The organism is Shewanella sp. SM55 (assembly GCF_025654025.1).
Lineage (GTDB): Bacteria > Pseudomonadota > Gammaproteobacteria > Enterobacterales > Shewanellaceae > Shewanella > Shewanella oncorhynchi.
Genome location: NZ_JAKKRS010000002.1, coordinates 145,650 through 165,727 on the forward strand (window position 1 = coordinate 145,650; position 20,078 = coordinate 165,727).

General features: G+C 43.8%; 22 protein-coding genes and 1 tRNA gene. 7 read left to right on the forward strand and 16 right to left on the reverse strand.

All coding sequences use genetic code 11. From position 1 onward, the window contains the following. Positions 1–51: 51 nt before the first annotated feature. The 14 genes from L5L91_RS03840 to L5L91_RS03905 all read right to left on the reverse strand — a co-directional run bounded on the left by L5L91_RS03840 (position 52) and on the right by L5L91_RS03905 (position 13,888). Positions 52–873, reverse strand: coding sequence for a flagellin (locus L5L91_RS03840; protein ID WP_028761199.1), 822 nt, complete (start codon positions 871–873; stop codon positions 52–54). Positions 874–967: 94 nt separating this feature from the next. After that, positions 968–2,179, reverse strand: a complete 1,212-nt coding sequence (gene flgL / locus L5L91_RS03845; RefSeq protein ID WP_198572631.1) for a flagellar hook-associated protein FlgL — start codon at positions 2,177–2,179, stop codon at positions 968–970. A gap of 11 nt (positions 2,180–2,190) precedes the next feature. Beyond that, positions 2,191–4,116, reverse strand: a complete 1,926-nt coding sequence (gene flgK, locus L5L91_RS03850) for a flagellar hook-associated protein FlgK (protein ID WP_263162239.1) — start codon at positions 4,114–4,116, stop codon at positions 2,191–2,193. Positions 4,117–4,156: 40 nt separating this feature from the next. Continuing rightward, entirely contained in the window at positions 4,157–5,299 is a 1,143-nt protein-coding gene (gene flgJ, locus L5L91_RS03855) for a flagellar assembly peptidoglycan hydrolase FlgJ (protein WP_028761202.1), read from the reverse strand. Between the two features lie 17 nt (positions 5,300–5,316). Beyond that, positions 5,317–6,408: a flagellar basal body P-ring protein FlgI gene (locus tag L5L91_RS03860; RefSeq protein ID WP_263162236.1), complete on the reverse strand. Its 1,092-nt coding sequence runs from the start codon at positions 6,406–6,408 to the stop codon at positions 5,317–5,319. An 11-nt stretch (positions 6,409–6,419) separates the two neighbouring features. Next, positions 6,420–7,094, reverse strand: coding sequence for a flagellar basal body L-ring protein FlgH (gene flgH, locus L5L91_RS03865; protein ID WP_028761204.1), 675 nt, complete (start codon positions 7,092–7,094; stop codon positions 6,420–6,422). Positions 7,095–7,105: 11 nt separating this feature from the next. Then, positions 7,106–7,894, reverse strand: a complete 789-nt coding sequence (gene flgG / locus L5L91_RS03870) for a flagellar basal-body rod protein FlgG (protein WP_028761205.1) — start codon at positions 7,892–7,894, stop codon at positions 7,106–7,108. Between the two features lie 10 nt (positions 7,895–7,904). Further along, positions 7,905–8,648, reverse strand: a complete 744-nt coding sequence (gene flgF / locus L5L91_RS03875; RefSeq protein ID WP_105251930.1) for a flagellar basal-body rod protein FlgF — start codon at positions 8,646–8,648, stop codon at positions 7,905–7,907. A 173-nt stretch (positions 8,649–8,821) separates the two neighbouring features. After that, the gene (gene flgE / locus L5L91_RS03880; protein ID WP_028761207.1) at positions 8,822–10,183 is read right to left on the reverse strand and encodes a flagellar hook protein FlgE; all 1,362 of its coding nucleotides are present in this window, start codon (positions 10,181–10,183) and stop codon (positions 8,822–8,824) included. A gap of 82 nt (positions 10,184–10,265) precedes the next feature. After that, complete coding sequence (gene flgD / locus L5L91_RS03885; protein WP_131523075.1) at positions 10,266–11,036, reverse strand: flagellar hook assembly protein FlgD; 771 nt, start codon at positions 11,034–11,036, stop codon at positions 10,266–10,268. 24 nt (positions 11,037–11,060) lie between these two features. After that, positions 11,061–11,477, reverse strand: a complete 417-nt coding sequence (flgC, locus tag L5L91_RS03890; RefSeq protein ID WP_006085646.1) for a flagellar basal body rod protein FlgC — start codon at positions 11,475–11,477, stop codon at positions 11,061–11,063. A 2-nt stretch (positions 11,478–11,479) separates the two neighbouring features. Beyond that, the gene (gene flgB / locus L5L91_RS03895) at positions 11,480–11,884 is read right to left on the reverse strand and encodes a flagellar basal body rod protein FlgB (protein WP_113939454.1); all 405 of its coding nucleotides are present in this window, start codon (positions 11,882–11,884) and stop codon (positions 11,480–11,482) included. 143 nt (positions 11,885–12,027) lie between these two features. Continuing rightward, the gene (locus L5L91_RS03900; RefSeq protein WP_168824478.1) at positions 12,028–12,867 is read right to left on the reverse strand and encodes a CheR family methyltransferase; all 840 of its coding nucleotides are present in this window, start codon (positions 12,865–12,867) and stop codon (positions 12,028–12,030) included. Between the two features lie 100 nt (positions 12,868–12,967). Further along, positions 12,968–13,888, reverse strand: coding sequence for a chemotaxis protein CheV (locus tag L5L91_RS03905; RefSeq protein ID WP_028761211.1), 921 nt, complete (start codon positions 13,886–13,888; stop codon positions 12,968–12,970). Positions 13,889–14,093: 205 nt separating this feature from the next. Between L5L91_RS03905 and flgA the strand changes: the two genes are divergently transcribed. The 3 genes from flgA (at position 14,094) to L5L91_RS03920 (ending at position 15,628) form a co-directional block, all read left to right on the forward strand. Continuing rightward, the gene (gene flgA / locus L5L91_RS03910; RefSeq protein WP_173243777.1) at positions 14,094–14,801 is read left to right on the forward strand and encodes a flagellar basal body P-ring formation chaperone FlgA; all 708 of its coding nucleotides are present in this window, start codon (positions 14,094–14,096) and stop codon (positions 14,799–14,801) included. A 75-nt stretch (positions 14,802–14,876) separates the two neighbouring features. After that, positions 14,877–15,200: a flagellar biosynthesis anti-sigma factor FlgM gene (gene flgM / locus L5L91_RS03915; RefSeq protein ID WP_107948432.1), complete on the forward strand. Its 324-nt coding sequence runs from the start codon at positions 14,877–14,879 to the stop codon at positions 15,198–15,200. Positions 15,201–15,202: 2 nt separating this feature from the next. Next, positions 15,203–15,628, forward strand: coding sequence for a flagella synthesis protein FlgN (locus L5L91_RS03920; RefSeq protein ID WP_173243774.1), 426 nt, complete (start codon positions 15,203–15,205; stop codon positions 15,626–15,628). 127 nt (positions 15,629–15,755) lie between these two features. Here the strand turns inward: L5L91_RS03920 and L5L91_RS03925 are convergent, their stop codons facing one another. Together L5L91_RS03925 and L5L91_RS03930 are read right to left on the reverse strand one after the other, a co-directional pair. Beyond that, on the reverse strand, positions 15,756–16,205 hold the full coding sequence (locus L5L91_RS03925) for an LPP20 family lipoprotein (protein WP_028761215.1): 450 nt from the start codon (positions 16,203–16,205) through the stop codon (positions 15,756–15,758). Beyond that, positions 16,202–16,834, reverse strand: a complete 633-nt coding sequence (locus L5L91_RS03930; protein ID WP_028761216.1) for a FlgO family outer membrane protein — start codon at positions 16,832–16,834, stop codon at positions 16,202–16,204. The genes L5L91_RS03925 and L5L91_RS03930 overlap by 4 nt, the downstream gene beginning before the upstream one ends. A 279-nt stretch (positions 16,835–17,113) precedes the next feature. Here L5L91_RS03930 and L5L91_RS03935 point away from each other — a divergent pair, with 279 nt between their 5' ends. From L5L91_RS03935 to L5L91_RS03950, 4 genes are all read left to right on the forward strand, one after another. Further along, positions 17,114–18,280, forward strand: a complete 1,167-nt coding sequence (locus tag L5L91_RS03935) for a flagellar assembly protein FlgT (RefSeq protein WP_173243771.1) — start codon at positions 17,114–17,116, stop codon at positions 18,278–18,280. 55 nt (positions 18,281–18,335) lie between these two features. Then, positions 18,336–18,411, forward strand: a tRNA-Arg gene (locus tag L5L91_RS03940). Between the two features lie 51 nt (positions 18,412–18,462). Next, a complete protein-coding gene (locus L5L91_RS03945; RefSeq protein ID WP_263235703.1) occupies positions 18,463–19,791 on the forward strand; it encodes a motility associated factor glycosyltransferase family protein in 1,329 nt (442 codons plus the stop codon). After that, positions 19,788–20,027, forward strand: coding sequence for a hypothetical protein (locus tag L5L91_RS03950; protein WP_105251922.1), 240 nt, complete (start codon positions 19,788–19,790; stop codon positions 20,025–20,027). Before L5L91_RS03945 ends, L5L91_RS03950 begins: the two co-directional genes overlap by 4 nt. Positions 20,028–20,078: the final 51 nt, after the last annotated feature.

The following is a 20,078-nucleotide window of genomic DNA, read 5'->3' on the forward strand; positions in this document are numbered from 1 at the left end:
ATTCTAGAACAAGTAGGCAAAAGCACTTCATATAACATCACGCAAGTAACATTAACCCAGAAGAGATAATGCAACTTGAGGTAACTGGTTAGCCTGTGCAAGCATTGCAGAACCCGTTTGTTGTAACACTTGATTCTTAGTCATAACTGAAGTTTCCTTCGCAAAATCGACATCCACGATACGACTCTTAGCATCAGCAACGTTGGCTTGAGTATTAGCACTGTTACTAATGTTATAGGCCAAACGGTTTTGCTTCGCACCTAAATTGGCTCGTTGATTGTCAATTGTTTTAATGGCAGCATCAATATTCGCAAGTGCAGTTGAACGACCAGCTGAAGTCGCTACGGATAGCGAATTAACAGATAAACTTGCAGCATTAGTTGTCCCTACCGAAATAGTGACATCCTCAGCTTCTTGGTGCCCTACTTGGAAGGTTTTACCCGCAGAAAAGCCACCAGTCATTAATTTGGTATTACCAAACGCCGTACTATCACCTATAGCAGTAATTTCTTCTGCTAATTGATCCATCTCTTTTTGCAATGCGGTTAAGTCATCAGTGCTATTCGCACCGTTTTCTGCTTGAACAGTCAAATCACGCATACGCTGCAACATATTGGTTTGCTCTTGCATCGCACCTTCGGCAATTTGAGCAATTGAAATCGCATCATTTGCGTTACGCATACCCACATCTAAACCGCGCACTTGGCTGTTCAAGCGGTTAGAAATGGCTAGACCAGCGGCATCGTCTTTTGCACTGTTAATGCGTAGACCACTGGATAAACGTTCCATTGAGGTCGCTAAACCGCTACTGGAAGTATTTAAATTCTTTTGTGCCTTCATTGAAGTCACGTTGGTATTTACTGTAATAGCCATGTTGAGTTCCTCTTCCTAGTTATACCGCCAAGGCTTGGAGCTTGGCTAAATTTTTAACAATTTATCTTACAGATGGATAGGTACTTGCTTTCTGTTAAATAAAGTCGAACAGGGAAACAGAACCCACCTTACTAAACACGCTAGAGACTGCGTTCAATGCAAGCTGTTGCTTTTCAAATTCCGTAATCGCTGATGCATAATCGAGATCTTCCAAGAGTGATAGCGCTGATGAGTTCACCACTTTCTCCTCGGTATGAGTCTCTTTGTAACTTTCGACAACTTTCAGATTATTCCCCGCCACACTTCTGGCAGAACTAATTTGATTGACGCCACTATCGATGTTATTCAATATCTGTGCCAACTGAGCTCGGCCTTGGGGAGTGTTGGCAGAATTAGGGTCTTCAATTAATGCAATCGCACTGCTGATCGTATCGAAAATACTGACTTCGGCCTGCGGCTCCATGGTGAAACTATCGCCAGCGCTGGGTTTTCCATCAATTTTAACTTCTATACCATTAAAACTAACGGGATTAGTGGCATCGAAGTTAACTACGTTTGCGACGGGATTACTTGCAGAATCGAGCACTTGCAAGTTAGTACCACCGGCACCATTATCAGTGAAGTTAAATGTATATGTATCAGCCACATAAGTTGCAGCGTCAGCAATTTTTGCTGTTTTAACGCTAAACTCCCCCTGCTGGCTGGCCAAATAATTGACGCTATAATCACCAAGTCCATTGGGTGCTTTCATAAACGCGCTATCGCCAGGGATGTTTGTCCCCATGGCAACACCCGTTTGTACTAAACTATTTTTGACGCCAGAATCGCCGCTATACACTATTTTAGGCGGCGTCGAGTTATCAAAAGCAAAAGGTTCTTTATCGGTACTGAAACCAGAGAACATATAATTGCCAGATTCATCCTTACTATTGGCAATAGAGAGCAATTCTTCTAAGCTGCCTTTCATCTCTTCGGCAATCATTTGCCGCTCAGTTCCTGAGAGTGTGCCGTTTATCGCTCGCATAACTTGCTCACGCATAGAGCCAGTTAAATCTTCAGCACTACCGAGTTTGCTTTCTGCCACAGCAAGACGATTTGTCGCATAGTCAATATTTTTCATAAACTGATCGACGAGTGCATTTTTCTGATTCAGATTATCGATACCCTGTGACGCCACAGGATCATCACCAGCAGTATTGACTTTCTTACCACTGCTCAATTGGTCAAGAATTTTGCTGGTCGCCGTTTGCTTTTGCAGCACACTGGTAATGCTTTGATTAAAAATCTGCGCGGATGATAATCGCATAGTTAAATCTCCTAACGCACTGAGGATAATAAGGTGTCAAAAATCTGCTGTGCAGTCGTCATGATCCGCGCAGAGGCTTGATAGGCTTGCTGAAAACGCATTAAATTTGCTGCTTCTTCATCTAAGTTCACGCCCGACTCACTCTCAACTCGCGCATAAGCTTGTTGATACACGGCCTCTGCCGAACCAACACGCACTTCAGCCGCTTTCGTTTTACTGCCTACCTCGAGCTTAGTGTTCTCGAACACATCAGCTAGGGTCGACTTTCCCCCATTCATCACCTTACTTTCGCTCAACTTAGCCATAGCGACAGCATTAGAGTTATCCCCCTCTGCGAAGGATAAATCGAAGGTAAATCTGTCATTGCCTGCAGCCGCTTTGCTGTCAACTTCAAAGGTAAAACCAAAAGCGCTGATACTCGGAGGCGTATAAGGGGCTGCAGCCCCAAGGGATGTTCCAGCGGCGTCGAATGCTTCATAGGTTGGAGGCACAACTGTGGTATCGAGCTTTATCGTCAACTCACTGCCCGTTACAGGGAAATTTGCGGCATTACGATTGCTAATTTGAGTCAACTTCACTTGGGTATTGCCCGAGTTAGCGGCATCTGCTGAAATCTTTGGGGATGCGGCGGCAATGCCTTTAGGGTCTTTCATGACCACTTCAATGCCATTTGAAGCACCTGCTGTCGGACGTATCGCAAAACGATCGCCAGACGCCATAGCGCCCGCTTTTATGTCAATTGAAAATCCAGATCCACCCGATAAAGTCGAGCCATTTAACGTCAGTGGCGTAATTGCCCCCGTTTTCGAATCTCTCAGTTCATAAGTTGCAGGCGCGGTAAATGACAGTTCGTAGGCACCACCAGTTAATAAACTGGTATCATCTATGGTGACGCCTAACGTTGCATTACCCGTATTACCAGAAAAACCTGCTGCACGGCCCAAAGACATCATAGGATCGTTGATATCTTTGAAGATATTGGCACCAACTTGTCCATTGAGGTCAATACCTTGTGCTTGCATTTTATTGAAGTTATCAGCCACGCCCAAGGCTAATTGATCGAGCTCATGACCCGCGGGAATTAACGTTTGATCACGATAATCAAAAATGGCCCCTAACTGACCGCCAAGTTTACTCGGATCAACAGTGACACTTTGCGAACCAATACTTGAAGTCAATTGGAGCTCATTCGGAAATGGATCACCCGCTTGGACTCCCATCGTCATAGCAATTTCGCCAGAAACCAACATCACTGAGCCACCGAGCATTACGCTCTTAGCACCATTTTCTAATGGAATAACATTCACTTGAGCGTACTGGCTTAACTCTTGAACAAGTGCATCTTGCTTATCAAGCAACTGCGCATCCTGATTCGGCGACTTCATTAACTCTAGGTTTAAATTTGCCAGTTCTGTACTGATCTCATTGATACGCTTAGTCATACCAGTGATCTGGTCATTGGTCTGATTAAGCTGGCCATTCAAATACGACTGCATCTGATTAAGACTGCTGGCAACTTGCTGTGCGTTTGTTAGGGTCGAACTCCGAATACCCAAATCTGCAGGCAAATCAGCCACACTATTCAGCCCCGAAAACAGGTCATTCAAGCTTTGTGGCACAACTTTACCTACCTGTGAAAACAGCTGATCTAGCTCACTCAATTTACCGTAGCTGGCTTCGGCGGCACTTAACGTTGTTTGGCCAATGCGTAACTCTCTTGCGGCATAGTCATTGTAGATACGCTTAACGTCATTAACGTAAGTTCCTGTGCCATAAAAACTACTGCCAAAACGCTGCGATTCAAGAGTCGACTGGGTTGCCACTTGTCTGTGGTAACCAGCGGTATTGGCGTTAGCTATGTTATTACTGGTAACACCCAGTTGCGACTGGGAGGCAAGCACCCCAGTTCGCGCTATATTCAGTAGATCAACGGCCATTAGTTGACACTCCTATGAACAAACAGGGTTGTAAGATTCATCATTTGTCTTCTCCTGGCAGAATTGATTTCAGTTCTTCACTGATCGACTGCATCACTTTAATCACTTTTTCAGCGTATCGAGGATCAGTGGCATAACCCGCATCCTGCAAAGCTCGGATGAATTGAGTAGGGGAAGCGGCCACTTTTTTCGCATCTTGATAACGTTCACCTTCGGCAATGAAGGACACAAAATCGTTAAAGCTATGCTCGAAATCACTATAAACTCGGAAGTCAGCTTTTTGCTGGACAGCAACACCGTGCTCAAATTCTAAGGTACTGACGTTAGCCTTATCACCTAACCAACGACGATCAGCTTTAATGTTGAATAGGTTATGACTCGGCGCACCGTTATTGCCGCGGACGATTTTTTGTCCCCAGCCAGTTTCCAGTGCCGATTGCGCCAATAATACTTCTGGTTGGGTACCTAATGTTTTTGCGGCTTTTTCAGCATGTGGATATAAGGTAGCTAAAAATTCTTCTCGACTACCGAACCTGACAATTTTTTGGGTTTCCCTAAATGCTGCCGTCGGCAAAACTTGGCCGCTAATCACAGGTTCTACCACTGAAAGTGATTGTTCACTCCAGCTCGGCTTAGGCGTATCGATAGCCAATGAACGATTAGGCGCATCAATGTCCATTGATGAATTTGCATCTTCAGCTCTATCCGGTTCAAATACAGGCCGAGCAATAGCAGCCGGCACACCATGATTTACAACTGTGGGTTCAACCACTGGAGCGGCTGAACTCTGCATAGGCACATTAAGCGCTTTATCGTCGTGGAGCATTTTCATGCCACCATCGTCACGCAATACCGATGCAGGCGTGAAATGACTTGTTTCGGGAGAGAGTTGCTGCACCATCATATCGGCAAGGCCCAATACACCTTTGTCAGATAAATCGACCGATAACTGCTGATCGCGCATCTGCTCGTAAAACTGAGTGTATTGGCTATTGAGTGGACTATCAGACTGAAAAACCGCATTGGCATCGCGCATACTTTTCATCAGCATTTGCACGAAAATACCTTCAAATTGTTGGGCGACCTTTTTCAAGGCGCCCTTCTCATCTTTCTGAGCCTGGGCGCGGAGTGAATCTAGCCCGCCCAGGTCAAGAAAATGTGATGAACTTGAAAGCTTTTCCATGATTTTCCCGACAGAAATTAGATGATGATAAGTTCACCATGCAAAGCTCCTGCCACTTTTAATGCTTCAAGTATTGCTAACACATCTGAAGGGGCTGCACCGACTAAGTTAACCGCTCTAACCAGCTCATCCAGCGTAGTGCCTGGATTAAACATAAACATACGACGGTCACTTTCTGTCGCTGTGATCGTACTATTACTCGTGACGGTTGTTTGACCATTTGCCAACGCGTTAGGCTGCGAAACCTGTGTCGCCTCCGCAATCGTGACAGTCATGCCGCCATGGGTAATCGCCGCAGGGAGTAAGCGTACGTTTTGCCCAACCACTATGGTTCCAGTACGTGAATTAACGATCACTTTGGCAGATTCCTCTGCGGGAACAACATCAAGGTTTTCAAGCGTTGCTAAAAAGGAGACTCGTTGTGATACATCACGTGGAGCCGTTACCTGAACAGACGTCGCATCTAAAGGACGCGCCATATCTGGACCTAATAGATCATTGATCGCATCGGCCATGCGCTGCGCAGTAGAGAAATCCGAACGACGTAGGTTAAACGTCAAATAATCGCCAGTTGAAAATGGGGTTGCTACACTACGCTCAACAATCGCGCCATTCGGTATACGACCTACAGTTGGCGTATTTTGAATCACCTTTGAACCATCTAAACCATCGGCACTAAAACCACTCACCACTAAACTACCTTGGGCTATGGCATACACATTACCGTCGACCCCTTTCAAAAAGGTCTGTAATAAGGTGCCACCGCGTAAGCTTTTGGCTTCGCCTAAGCTAGATACCGTCACGTCAAGATCTTGACCAGGTTTGATAAAGGCGGGCATATCCGCGTGTACGGCTACCACTGCAACGTTTTTAATTTTCGGTTTGACGTTGTCCGGAAGATTAATCCCAAAGTTTTTAAGCATAGTCATAAAGGTCTGCTCGGTATAACTGGTTTTTTCCCCAGTTCCCGGCAAACCGACCACTAAGCCATAACCAATCAACTGGTTACTACGCACACCTTGCACATTGGCAATATCTTTAATTCGTTCAGCCTGACTAGATAGAGAAAACACTAGCATGGCAACGGCTAACACCAGTTTATATTTCATGATACGACTCCTTAGAAGGGCCACCAGTCGCTCATAAAGAACTGGCTTAACCAGCCCACTTTTTGAGCATCTGCGAAAGTGCCTGTGCCACTGTATTGGATACGGGCATTAGCCATTCGCGTTGAATCGACAGTGTTATCGGGTTTAATGTCCTGCGAGCGAACGAGACCAGTGACACGAATAAACTCATCACCATTATTGATTGAAATCCATTTTTCACCACGGATCACTAAGCTGCCGTTGTTTAGCACTTGCATCACGTTTGCCGAGATGCTGCCATCTAGACTATTGCTCTGATCCGCATCCGATTCACGCTTAGTGTTCATGCTATCTTTGTAACGCAAATCAATTGGCACTCCGCCGATGGACACATTACTACCACCAGCAAAGATGGGATCTAAGCTCATGTCTGAACCTTTTTTGATCTGATTGCCTGCACTCTTCTTAGCTTGAGTCGATTCCTTCAATACGATAGTGATAATGTCACCGACTTTATGGGCGCGTATATCCGAATACAAGCTAGATGCTTGGCTGTCTTGATAAATAGAGCCAGTTGCGGCAATTTTTGTCGGCGGTGCCTCTGGGTATACCGGCGCGTAAAAGGGATCATCCGCAAGGGGTTTCTTTTGCGTCGAGCTACAAGCTGCAAGCAATAACGCGACGGCCAACACAAGATATCTAGCCATGATGTTTGCCTCTATAAATTCTGAGTCACATAAGACAGCATCTGATCTACCGCTGAAATCACTTTAGAGTTCATCTCGTAAATGCGCTGACTTTCGATAAGGTTCACCAGTTCCTCGGTCACGTTAACGTTAGAGGTTTCTAAGGCGCCTTGACGAATCGCTCCCATGCCATCTAACGAAGCGGTACCTTGAATGGGCGTACCACTGGCACCAGTTTCCGTATATAAGTTTTGTCCCATAGGATCTAAACCCGATGGATTAATAAAATCCGTCATAGTCAACTGACCCACGACTTGGTTCTCTGCGGTACCCGGCGTTTTTACTGAAACTTCACCCTCCGCGGAAACGGTAATACTGGTCGCATTATCAGGAATAGTGATCGCGGGTTGTAGCAAATAGCCAGAACCTGGCGTCACAATCTGCCCTGTATCGTCTAAGGTAAACTGACCATTTCGAGTATAAGCAGTGGTTCCATCAGGGAGCTGGATTTCAAAAAATCCAGGACCTTCAATCATGAGATCCAGTGAGTTATCCGTCGTCAGCATGTTACCCTGAGTAAACATTTTTTGAGTGGCGACGACTTTCGTACCCGCACCTATGTTTAATCCGTTGGGTAGCTTAGTGTTAGATGCACTAACACCACCCGCTTGGTTAACTGTTTGATAGAGTAAATCTTCAAATACTGCGCGGCTTTTTTTGTAGCCCACAGTGCTAGCGTTCGCTACGTTGTTTGAAATCACTGAAATATCAGTTTGCTGTGCGTCTAAGCCAGTTTTACTAATCCATAACGCCGGATGCATAATCTATCTCCTAACTAATACGCATTAATGAAGATGAAGCGCGATCATTCTCTTCCGCGGTTTTCATCATCTTGACTTGCAATTCAAACTGGCGCTGAAGATCAATCAAAGACACCATTTCATCAACAGGGTTAACGTTACTGCCCTCTACGGCACCACTTTCAACTGCGACGAAAGGGTCAGCTGGTGCTGGTTCGCCTGACATTTGTCGAAATAATCCATCTTCACCACGCATCATCTGCGCATTGCCGGGATTAACTAACTTCAATCTAGCCACTTCTTCTATCACTTCAGCAGTCGCCCCCTGAGGGCGAACAGACACTATGCCATCCTGTGAAATTGACACTTTATCAATAGGTAATGGCAGCACTATCGGGCCAGCGTCCCCCATCACGGGATTGCCTCTGTCGTTATACAACATGCCCGTCGCATCGAAACTGAGACTACCTGAACGGGTATAAGCTTCACTGCCATCTTTCGCCTGAACGGCAAACCAGCCATCGCCTTTAATGGCAACATCGAGATCCCGTCCAGTGGTTTTTATCGGACCAGAGCGAAAATTAGCTGACGGAGATTCTGTCATCGCAAACACCCTTGAAGGCAACCCTTCACCGAAGGCTTGCATCGATCTGGCCTGCGCCATATCTGATTTAAAACCATCGGTATTAGCATTGGCTAAGTTGTTCGCACGGAGTGCCAGCTCATTCATATTTTGCTTAGCGCCACTCATGGCGACATAAAGGAATTTGTCCACAGACTGCTCCGTCAAATTTTCTACATGACAATATCAAAGCAAGCATCATGCCAACAAAAAATAACGTTTAATTTACTGATAGAATTGAAAAATATGAAAATGAAGTGATTTGACGGCAGGATAAAGGCTAAGTGTTGCCACTGGCGGCAACACTTAGTTAAATAAAGTAATGATTAGCGGATTTGTAATACGGTTTGTTGCAGCGTGTTATTCACTTCAAGCGTACGAGAGTTCGCTTGGAAGTTACGTTGCGCCGAAATTAAATCGACCAGTTCAGTAGTTAAATCGATGTTCGATTGCTCTAACGCCGATGAACTGATGCTACCAAAAGTTCCACTATTTGCCTCACCCGCTAACGCTGGACCTGAAGCTAAACTGGCTTTCCACGACGTATTACCCACTTGCGTTAAACCTTGTTCGTTAGCAAAACGAACTAAAGCAACCCGTGCTAAAGGCACGGTTGAACCATTAGAATAACTCGCGGTCACTAAACCATCTTCGCCGATTTCAACGTTAGTTAAGCGACCTACAGTCGTACCATCTTGCGTCAACTCAGTTGCACCAAAAGGAGCAGCATATTGCGTTGGGGCATTAAACTTCACAGTCAACTCTTGAGTACCATCGGCACCTGGCCCTAAAACACCCGCACCACTGACGCCCAAAGCCTCAGTCTTGACTATAGCAGGATCACTACCAGTGTAGACACCAACAGAATTGAACTTGAGTACAGAGCCTTTCCAACCACCAGCAGTTTGAGCTGTGCCCGTTGCATCAGGCGTACCATCGCCGGTGGTATCTGTTTGATAAGTACCAGCAGGACCGGCTAAATCGACTTGCTTTCCATCAACAGCATAGTAAGCCACCCAATTGTTCTCACCATTGTACGAACCATCTTTGGGCTTAACAAAATAAGTGGTCATAATATGTGGCTCACCGAGTGAGTCATAAATTGTCATTGATGTAACGTTATTGTAGGTTTTTGCATCTAGAGGATCGAATGCCGCGGGGTCGAGTGCACTTTCCTTAGCATTTAAGTTCATTTGTAAAGTAACATTCTCAGTCTTTACAGGGCTACCCGCAGTGTCTGGTATTTGTACCGGCTTAGCCGTCGTTAAACTCACTGATGTTGAGTTCCCATCTTTATCCACTGGGAAAGTTTGCAAATAATTACCAGCAGAATCAACCATGTAATTATTTTTATCTACCTTAAATGCTCCAGCACGGGTAAACGAGTGGTCTAATGTACCCAGTTCAGAAGCAGTAACGAAAAAGCCACCCCCTTTAATCGCCATATCAAGGGAGTTATTCGTCAACTGTAAGCTACCTTGATGGAATTGCTGTGCCACTTGGCTCGTCGCAACACCACCACCGACAGCAGTTTTAGCATTTGAAAAAATAGAATTAGCGTAAACATCCGCAAATTCAGCACGTGACTCTTTAAAGCCAATGGTGTTCGCATTAGCAATGTTATTCGCCGTAGTGTTTAAATCTTTCTGCGCAGCAGAAATGCCACTCAATGCAATGTTAAACGACATAATTCACCTCTACACTTGACTCAATTCATTTATGAGCGATTTACGCCCAATTCGGATGCTGCAAAAATTCTTTTATACAAGCTTAGGTTTCAGACACAGCTAACACATCGGTTAACTTGATGCCCATACCGCCTCTCAAGTTAAGAATCGCGCCAGTACTGGCCGTACCGAGAGAAACGCTGGTCACATGAGCATAGGTCGAGACTGGCAATTCTTGGGATTTCCCATCCACTAAACCACTCGCCTTGATCGTATAGTTACCTGCGGTTACAGGTTTTCCATCTTTATCGAGGCCATCCCAGTTAACATCGACATTGCCCCCCTTACTGCCATCAACTTTAAAGGTGGTCACAACTTGGCCTTTCTCATCCTCAACACGTACAGTAACTTCAGGAATTTTAGCTGGCGTGCTAATCACACCTTTTATTGTTGGGCTTTCAGCTGAAATGTTACCTGTATCAGTTGGGATCAATACCTTGCGACCAACAAGTCCTGATGCCTGTAATGCTTGGCTTGATGTCATAACACCGTTTAAATTAACGATTTCCTTATTCAACTTAGTAATACCATCAACCGTCGAGAATGATGCCATCTGCGCAATCATTTGGTCGTTGTCGACGGGCTTAAAGGGATCTTGCATCGATAACTGTTGGCTTAATAACGAGAAAAAGTCATCTTGAGTTAACTGCTGGCTTTTTGCTTCCGGTACTATTGAATCTTTTGGCAAACGTATGCCATCAAGAAACGGATTACCCGTTGAGCTGGTTGATGAATTCGTCGTAACGGCATTTGGCTGACTCTTATTTTGAGCCGTCTGCGCCGACGCTTGGTTAATTTGATTAATGAGGCTCACAGCTTACCTCCTAAGTAACACATGTTATTTACCCATCCCAAGTGTTTGTTGCAGCATAGACTTAGCTGCTTCAGCGACTTGAACATTCATTTGATATGAGCGCGAAGCAGAAATCATATCTGCCATTTCTTCCATAACATTAACATTCGGTTTATAAATAAAGCCGTCCGCATCCGCCATAGGATGATCGGGCGAGTATTCTTTCAGTAGTGGTTTATCACTTTCTACAATGCCTTTTACTGCAACGCCTTGAGAAGCTTGTTGCTGACTTTGGGCTTTAGCCATTTCGGCTTCAAAAATGGGATGACGGGAACGATAGGTCTTATCTACACTACTCGAGACGGAATCCGCGTTAGCTATGTTGCTCGCGGTGGTGTTTAGCCTGACCGATTGAGCAGACATTCCCGAGCCAGCAACATCAAATATGCTAAATAAACTCATGATTAATCCCCTCTCAACGCTTTCTTCATGCCACTAAACTTACTATCTAAAAAACCTAGCGACATTTGATATTCAAGTGCATTTTGCATGAATGCCGATTGTTCCTGTTGGATATCAACAGTATTACCATCACCGGTATCGGGTTGATTTGGCACACGGAACTTAACAAATTGCCCAGTCAACTCCGCAAGCCCAAAATGCTTATCTGGCTCTTGCATTTCAAGACTATTTCGCTGCTGCTGTTGGCCTCGAGCGGCCTGCATTGCCGCAGAAAAATCAACATCGCGGGCTTTGTAATGTGGCGTATCTGCGTTAGCGATATTGCTTGAAATGACTTCAGCCCGCTGCGCTCTAATACCGAGAGTGTATTGATGCACACCCAGTGCATTATCAAAATTGATCGCCATAAAATTGCCTCCTCGTGTTCTCACGAAAATAAAGCAATTCATGTGCCAACATCAGGAAAATTTTGAGAATAACAACAAGGATGAGCAAGTGATGGGTAAAAAATTACCGACAATTGTCGGTAATTTTCTTTAGAGCGGCTGAGTTAAGTCTTTTTCTGGTAATAAATGCCAGGGTTACAACGAACCATATCAAACTCGTCCGTTAAACCAGCGATAGATTCTGATGCACCGAGAAATAAAATTCCTTTGGGATTGAGAGCGGCAGCGAATTGCCGCAAAATTTTTGCCTTTGCCTCTGGTGCAAAATAAATCAGCACATTGCGGCAAAAGATAATGTCGAACTTGCCAAGCAGACTATAACTCTCAAGCAAATTATGCGCTCTAAAGTTCACCAACCGCTTCACATTATCCTTTAACTTCATATTACCTGAAGGTAATGCATCAAAAAACTGACGCTTACGTTCTTCAGATAAACCACGCGCTAATGCCAAACTATCGTACTCGGCATTTTTGCAGCGTTCCAACATGGAAGGAGATAGATCCGTTGCTTGAATCGAAGCACTACCAGCCAAGGCACCAGGCTTCTTCTGTTGATACTCAAGAATAGTCATAGCCAATGAGTACGGCTCTTGGCCTGACGAGCAAGCCGCAGACCAAATTTTAAGTGGACGCCCCAGACGACTGTATTCAGGTAGTAGGACATTATTCAACAACTCAAATGGATAACGATCACGGAACCAAAGGGTTTCATTGGTCGTCATAGCATCGATCACTTCAGCTCTGAGCGCACGCTCAGTAGGCTTCATCGAATGCTTAACCACATCAGATAAGGATGGCAGGTTATATTTGCCCATCAAAGGAGCAAGACGACTGCGCACAAGATATTGCTTATTTTCACCCAGTACGATGCCGCTGTGTTGCTCTAAGAACAACCTAAATTGATTATATTCAGCCTCAGCGAGTGATTTATTTGGCACATTCACATCCTAAATCCTATAGCAAGCACCAAAATCAGTGCGAAACCATCATGTTATAAAGTCGAGATTATAGCGTAAAGCGTATCTAGGTACTAACCGACAGCAATTACAAACTTAAATGCTTATTCACAGCAGCGGCCAGTTCGTCGGGATTAAACTTAGCGATAAAGTCATTAGCCCCCACTTTTTGAACCATTGCCTGATTGAATACACCACTTAACGAAGTATGCAGTACCACTTTAATATGCTTAAGCTTAGGATCATCTCGGATTTCAGCGGTCAGGGTGTAGCCATCCATTTCAGGCATCTCAATATCAGAGATAATGAGGGGGATCTCATCGGCCACATTATCCATCTCTTTGGCGATCTCTTTAAGCTTGTCTAATGCTTCACGACCATCTTTTGCGGTATCAATTTGTAAATTCAATGACTCGAGTGAACGAATAATTTGTTTACGCGCCACGGCAGAATCATCAATAACCATAATATGGTAATGCTGAGTTCTGTCGAGGGTCAGTTTTTCATTGGCTTCTTCACTGATAGCCGTTTTAACCGGTGAAATCTCATCTAAGATTTTTTCCACATCGAGAATTTCAACTAATTCACCTTCAATTTCAGTCACAGCTGTCAGATAAGAATAACGACCAGCACCTTGCGGCGGAGGCATAATCGCTTCCCAATTCATGTTGATGATCCGCTCAACAGAACTGACCAAGAAGCCTTGAACACTGCGGTTATATTCAGAAATAATGATGAAACAGTTTTCAGTGCTCGCTAAAGGTTTTCCCCCTGTTGCCGCACTCAAATCAATCACTGAAATGGTTGTTCCACGAATATGAGCAACACCCTTCACATAAGGATTAAGTTTAGGCAAAGTGGTCAGTGGTGGACACTGCAGTACTTCTTTCACCTTAAACACGTTAATCCCAAACCGTTGACGACCGTTTAATTTAAAAAGCAGCAATTCTAAACGGTTTTGTCCAACGAGCTGGGTTCGTTTGTTGACTGAATCAAGAATACTCGACATAACTCTGCCTTGTTGTTCTGTTTATGTTCGGCCCTATAACTCAGTTGAGTATAGGCATATTAATTGCTTACGTCTTATCTATCGATAAACATAGTCGAAACTGAGTCAATCTTCTGACAGTGATGCAAATTATTATTACAGTGGTCAGCTTCGAACTTAATAAAAGTATAGGTGCATTCTGGCGTTACAAGCTAGTCTCTTCATTATGAAAGTAAATTTAGTCTGTTTTTTTAGTCTTTTCACCCTCTTCATGCCCGCTTTAGCGAGTGCAGAGCCTATTGTCCCCACCGTATCGGCAATCTCAGAATTAGCTAAAGCGCTTATTTCAGAAAAAATATCCGTTCCAGAAAATGCCAAAGTAAATATTTCGCCACAGATGGTTGACGCAAGAATGCTGCCGTCACAATGTTCATCTCCAATGAAAGTAGAACTGGCTAGCGATAGGGAAATTAGCCGTAATAACACCTTAAAAGTCAGCTGCGATACACAAGACTTAGCTTACCCTTGGCAAATCTATATCTCGGTTCGGGTGGATATCTTATTCCCCGTTGTTGTCTCAACCGAAATCTTAGCACCAGGCGAACTCATCTCTCCTAGTCAAGTAGAAGTCCGTTACATTGAACAAAATAGCTTGAGAGGTGCCGAATTCGATGACCCGAGTAAATTGGCTGGCGTGCGAGTAAAACGACGAGTAGCAAAAGATAATCCCATATTAAGCAACAACTTATGCTTCGTTTGTAAAAATGATTCGGTATCTATCTACGTTCGTTCTGGCTCATTCGAGCTCAAAACAGTGGGCGAAGCCCTACAAGATGGCAATAAAGGTGATCGGATCAGAGTCAAAAATAGCAGTTCAAACAAAGAACTAGATGCTATAGTCACAGGCATTGGCGAAGTTGAAGTAAGAATGTAAAATAATCTAAAGCTTTTTTGTAAGCTGCCGATACCCCAGTTAAGAAATCCCGTACACACGACGCTGGAGCCTAAAATGGCAATTGATATTAGCAAACTCAACACTGCAACGACTGCGCAAGTTCGTTCAGGCGCAACGAAAACGAGCAGCGATCAATCTGCTCAAGTTGCTACAAAATCGACAACACCACAGAGAAGCGATTCAGTGGTCATTACGGCCCAGGCACAACAACTTCAAGGAGCTCAGACTAAAATGGCTAGCCTTCCTGAAGTTGATCAAAAGAAAGTAGCCGAAATCAAACAAGCTATTGCCGAAGGTCGCTATAAAATTGACCCTGAAAAGTTGGCTGCCAATATTGCAAGTTTTGAAGCCGAACTTAATGACTTAAATAAAGAGTAACTATGACTGAAATAGCTAAACTGGTAGATCTACAACACGCCCATTTGGCTGTTCTTAAGCAAATCATACTCAAGGAAAAAGGCGCTTTGGTTGACCAAAACGCCGATTTACTGCTTTCCCTTGCTAACGAAAAATCGCAATGTCTGAAAGAACTAAAGACTAATGATGATATTCTGGCAAACCACAGTGATAAATCACTACTCACTCAGCAAGTCGAACTCGTGCATAAAATGGCCGATATCAAAGACGCATTGACTGAATGCAAAGAATTAAACGAACAAAATGCCAGTTTAATTGAGATGAATTTAGCGAGTTTAAATCGCTTTGCTCAAGCTTTACAAGCCAGCAGAAATGCCTCCAGCCTCACCTATAACGATAAAGGCAAGACCTCGACTATCTCAAGTTTAGGCAATGATTTAAAGGCCTAACAAGCGCATCACTCCCACTTAGCATTACCTTTTCTAAGCTCTGATTAGATATTAATGTCTTGTACAAAAAGAAAAGCCGCGTAAATACGCGGCTCAATACATGCTGTTGAACATACTCTCAAAAAAGCTAGAAATACGTCACTTCCTTCACTCGTTGTGGACGGTTCTGTTGTTGATAAAGCGCCCAAACCTGTGAAAAATCAAGTTCTAACTCAGTGACATAATGCTCGCCTGCTGGATAACTCTTAACGACTCGTGCACCGCGGATCACACCAGAAACTGACGCTTTGACATTATCGTCCGTCAACATCCAATCACTGACACTGCTGTTTGCCGTTATTTTCTGCCCATAAACTTGTTCCGCTAATTCACGATAAGCCACAATTTTTGATGCCTGCATAGCCATCAACACTCTTTGTGATTGCTCTTTAGCCGGTTGAGTCGCTAACGGCGCATATCCTATAGCCGTCAACTTAGGAAAACTCGGCGGCGGCACATCTTCCCATTGCACATATCTATCTTTAGCAGCGCAGCCAGTTAGCATTAGCGCCACAATAACTAAAAGGTAGCGTTTCATTTTCCATCTCCTAAAACACGCACTTCATTCATACCTGGACTCGCCTGACGATATAAGATGCCATTTTGTGACACAATTTGCTCCGAAGGCTGCATGTAGTTTGCCAACTCTTTTTGAGTCACAAAAGTTTGAGATGCCGATACCACGCGATTGTTACTAATGTTCACAATCCGAGTATTGATCGCCATACCATTGGTTACTACGCTCATAGTCGAAACGACAAGATGTTCAACAGGAAGATCTTTCGACAATTTTTGCCAATCTCTCGTCAAAATAAAATCCCCGTCAGATGTGACTCTCAAGCCATCAGCTAAGTTTAAATCCACCACATTAAACTGAAAGCTATGGAGCGACGTCATTAACCCTTGCTGTAACTGTTGCGCTAACGCATTAGTGCCATTCAAATCGCCCACTAATACTGGTGTTGCAACTACGATAGGTTGATCAGAACGCAAAGCATCATTTTGCTTAACGAGCTCAGTCACTATTCGCTGTGCTAAATGGTTAATCACTGCCGTTGGCGGCAACCCATTGCCATCCACTAAACTCGGTTTGGGCGGCGTAACCGGTTTAGCTACACATCCACCTAACATTATCAATGTTAAGGGAATAATCACACGCTTTAGCATTGGATTTACCTCATCTATGGGTGCATTGGCAGTCAAGTGACTCACTTTCTAAGCTTCAAATTTTTAATGAGTAACAAAAACAGCAATCTTCGGACCAATATTAACCTCAGTCCGACAATATTCTTCTATTACACAGTATATCGACTGTAACAATGGAAACTTTATCAAAAGTTCTCATACTCAGGCACGAAATTTGCTTTATTGTCGTATTAGATTAAGAGTCAGAAAACTGGCTCGATTGGTAATATCGCCATTAGCTTAGCGATAAGGATTGAATTGATGCACATACCAGGTTCAGCTTCGCTCATCATTTTGAGCCTTTTTCTACTTTCTTTGCCCACCAGAGCCGAATGGATAGAAGCCAGCGGAGAAGCAACTATTATCAATGGTAATACAGCTCAAGCAAGGGAAGAAGCAATTAATCAAGCTGTTAGCTATGCGACATTAAGCACAGGTATTCAAATATCCAGTGAGCAACAAACCTCTAATGGTAACCTCACACAAAATAACTTTGCGATAAATCGCAACGCCCAAGCCATAAACATCCAACTCGTTAGTGAACAAATTCAGGGAAATAAAATATATGTATCCCTACGCCTCGATCTAAATGATGATCCAACACAACAGTGTCCTAATGGCCAATTAAAGGCCGCTATTTTAATACCTCAAACACAAATAAAAGATCGTTCTCAGCTTAGATATGGACAACTTTCAGGCTTTGAAGAGGTCATTTCAGAGTCGTTAGGGAACACTATAGAAGATTACTCTTCAACTGGCTTTAGTCACATCCATGCTAACGAGCGACTCGATATTGAACAAGACCTAGTGGATATTCGCGGTTATCGACTCCCAAGCTGGCTCAGTGAAATTACCGACAGCCAATATATTCTTCAACCGCAGATCATTGATATATCGATAGAGCCTGTACAACCCACCTTCTTAGGATTTTGGGATGAAGCTCCGCTAAGGCAATTTCAATTCAAACTCAGCCTCTATCATGGGATCAGTGGCGAAGAGGTCTGGAGCAAAAGCTACAGCACATCGGCCCCATGGGAATTTGAAGAACAGGCTATCATTGCTCCCAACAGTAATAGATTCTGGCGTTCCTCCTATGGAAAAAGTATTACTCAATTAATATTGCAAGCTACCCGAGATTTAGACAGCACACTTAATTGCAGGCCATTACTTGGCCAAGTCGTTAGCCGACAAGCAGACAGGATTATATTAAATCTAGGCCGTAAACATGGCATTCGTGTCGGTGATAAATTCCAAGTAGTATTACAACAAAACTTACCCGATAGACTCAATGAAATGCGCGCCGTCGCGACCAAAAGTCGTGCAACGGTAAAAATTGAGCAAGTAAGCGAAGAAAGCGCCACCGCAATCCTTGTAGACCAAAATGCCGCCTACAATGTACAGATAAACGACATAGCGCTTAAGATTTAAGCAACTAAATCATAAGCCTTTTAATCAAAGATAAAACCAGTATAATCACTGTCGTCTCTTCATAGCTCAACAGGATAGAGCAGCCGCCTCCTAAGCGGCCGATCGGGGTTCGAGTCCCTGTGGAGAGACCAGATAGTGACCTTGGTGATATCAAACTCCCAGAAATCTTCCGGAGAAACGGAATGACCGAGCTGTTTGCGTCTAATCTCAATATTATCGTTAAGCGTTGGCCTATCGTAGCCGCTGCGGTCAAAAGCCAAACCATCAATGAATTAGATGCCCACCTTGTCAACGGTCGCAATCAAACTATCAGTGTTAATGGTATTCAACTCAGCAGCCGTCATGACCGCATCGCCGAAGCACGGCTCTTTATCAGTACATTACCTGCAGATGCAACTCACGTAACCGTCTACGGTGTCGGGATGGGAGATGTACCAAGTTTACTTATCGATAATCCACAGTATCTTTCAATTGATGTTTGCATTTTAAATCTCAGCGTTTTTGCCCTCCTCATCAGTTACACAGATCAAAGCGAATGGTTAAAGCATCCAAACATTAATTTAACGGCGCTTCCAAGCGCAAAGTTAAATTTTCCTAATATTGCAATTACGCCAGATCTCACTCTTGTCAGTGATGAAAATGCGACTCTTAGAGACTTATTAGTCATGGAGCTCAATCGTGAGTTCTCTAATCAACGACATCAGTCTGATGATCCTGCAATATTAAAACGCTTCGAGGATAACCAACTTTATATTACTCACGATCCTGATGCTGCGAGCTTAATAAATAGTCATAGTAGTTATAAAGCTATCGTGATTGGCTCGGGTCCTTCTTTAGAAGAGCATTATGATTATCTGCAACAAATTAGTTCAAGTTCCCATAGGCCACTAATCATAGCGGCCGATACTGCATTACGTGGTTTACTTCACAATAATATAAAACCAGATATTGTGATCTGCATTGACGGATTGATAGGTGAATACCATTTACCGCTAGCCTCGACTCATAACATCAATCTTGTTTATTTTCCCCGGGTTGATCCAATGGTACTTAATGCTTGGTTAGGCCAAAGATTTATTGCCTATGGAGGCAGTAAAATATACGACCAGCTCGCTTCTCGATATCCCAAACTAAGACTGTTCACGAGTGGAAGCGTCATTCATCCGGCAATTGATTTAGCGATCAAATTAAAGGCAAAAGAAATTACCCTATTAGGGTGTGATTTTTGTTATTGCAATAACAAGAGTCATGCGTTCTGGAATGATCACAAATTTGGTCAAAACGATATAAAAGAACAAATATGGGTTAATGCGGTTATTCAGAAAGTGAAGGAAGCTAAACACTGGTTGATCAATGGCAAAGGCCAGCGGATAGCGACGGATCTAAACCTAAGAGCATATCTCAGGCACTTGGAACGCTACATCGCTAAGCATCCAGAAGTAAAGTTTTACCAAGCGAGTTTATCAGGCGCTAAAATTCGCGGTTCTCAGTATAAGGACCTCATATTATGAGCTTAAGTCTACAAGATTCACTGCGGCAAACGGCAGGTTTATTTAGACTCGGTCAAGAAGCAAAGGCTTCAGTAGAGTTACGGTTATGTCTTGATAAAATAGAAAAAAACTGCCCAGAACTTGTCCTTAATTCGACTTTTCAGCAAATATTGCCTGCTATGCTTCAGGCACAAGAGCAACACGATTGGTTAAGCCTTGCCGATTATTTAGAGTATGAACTAATAGAACTAGTCTGATAAAGCAAGAGCAACAGGGCATCAAGCTTCCCAGAGACTTGCCGTTAATAG

Coding starts and splice junctions, on each gene's coding strand:
- flgA (WP_173243777.1), top strand. CDS start 14,094: ATGAAAGTAAATTTAGTCTGTTTTTTTAGTCTTTTCACCCTCTTCATG.
- L5L91_RS03840 (WP_028761199.1), bottom strand. CDS start 873: ATGGCTATTACAGTAAATACCAACGTGACTTCAATGAAGGCACAAAAG.
- L5L91_RS03860 (WP_263162236.1), bottom strand. CDS start 6,408: ATGAAATATAAACTGGTGTTAGCCGTTGCCATGCTAGTGTTTTCTCTA.
- flgL (WP_198572631.1), bottom strand. CDS start 2,179: ATGCGATTATCATCCGCGCAGATTTTTAATCAAAGCATTACCAGTGTG.
- flgM (WP_107948432.1), top strand. CDS start 14,877: ATGGCAATTGATATTAGCAAACTCAACACTGCAACGACTGCGCAAGTT.
- flgG (WP_028761205.1), bottom strand. CDS start 7,894: ATGCATCCGGCGTTATGGATTAGTAAAACTGGCTTAGACGCACAGCAA.
- L5L91_RS03950 (WP_105251922.1), top strand. CDS start 19,788: ATGAGCTTAAGTCTACAAGATTCACTGCGGCAAACGGCAGGTTTATTT.
- flgC (WP_006085646.1), bottom strand. CDS start 11,477: ATGAGTTTATTTAGCATATTTGATGTTGCTGGCTCGGGAATGTCTGCT.
- flgJ (WP_028761202.1), bottom strand. CDS start 5,299: ATGGAAAAGCTTTCAAGTTCATCACATTTTCTTGACCTGGGCGGGCTA.
- L5L91_RS03905 (WP_028761211.1), bottom strand. CDS start 13,888: ATGTCGAGTATTCTTGATTCAGTCAACAAACGAACCCAGCTCGTTGGA.
- L5L91_RS03920 (WP_173243774.1), top strand. CDS start 15,203: ATGACTGAAATAGCTAAACTGGTAGATCTACAACACGCCCATTTGGCT.
- flgE (WP_028761207.1), bottom strand. CDS start 10,183: ATGTCGTTTAACATTGCATTGAGTGGCATTTCTGCTGCGCAGAAAGAT.
- L5L91_RS03930 (WP_028761216.1), bottom strand. CDS start 16,834: ATGCTAAAGCGTGTGATTATTCCCTTAACATTGATAATGTTAGGTGGA.
- flgH (WP_028761204.1), bottom strand. CDS start 7,094: ATGGCTAGATATCTTGTGTTGGCCGTCGCGTTATTGCTTGCAGCTTGT.
- L5L91_RS03945 (WP_263235703.1), top strand. CDS start 18,463: ATGACCGAGCTGTTTGCGTCTAATCTCAATATTATCGTTAAGCGTTGG.
- flgK (WP_263162239.1), bottom strand. CDS start 4,116: ATGGCCGTTGATCTACTGAATATAGCGCGAACTGGGGTGCTTGCCTCC.
- L5L91_RS03935 (WP_173243771.1), top strand. CDS start 17,114: ATGCACATACCAGGTTCAGCTTCGCTCATCATTTTGAGCCTTTTTCTA.
- flgB (WP_113939454.1), bottom strand. CDS start 11,884: ATGGCGATCAATTTTGATAATGCACTGGGTGTGCATCAATACACTCTC.
- L5L91_RS03925 (WP_028761215.1), bottom strand. CDS start 16,205: ATGAAACGCTACCTTTTAGTTATTGTGGCGCTAATGCTAACTGGCTGC.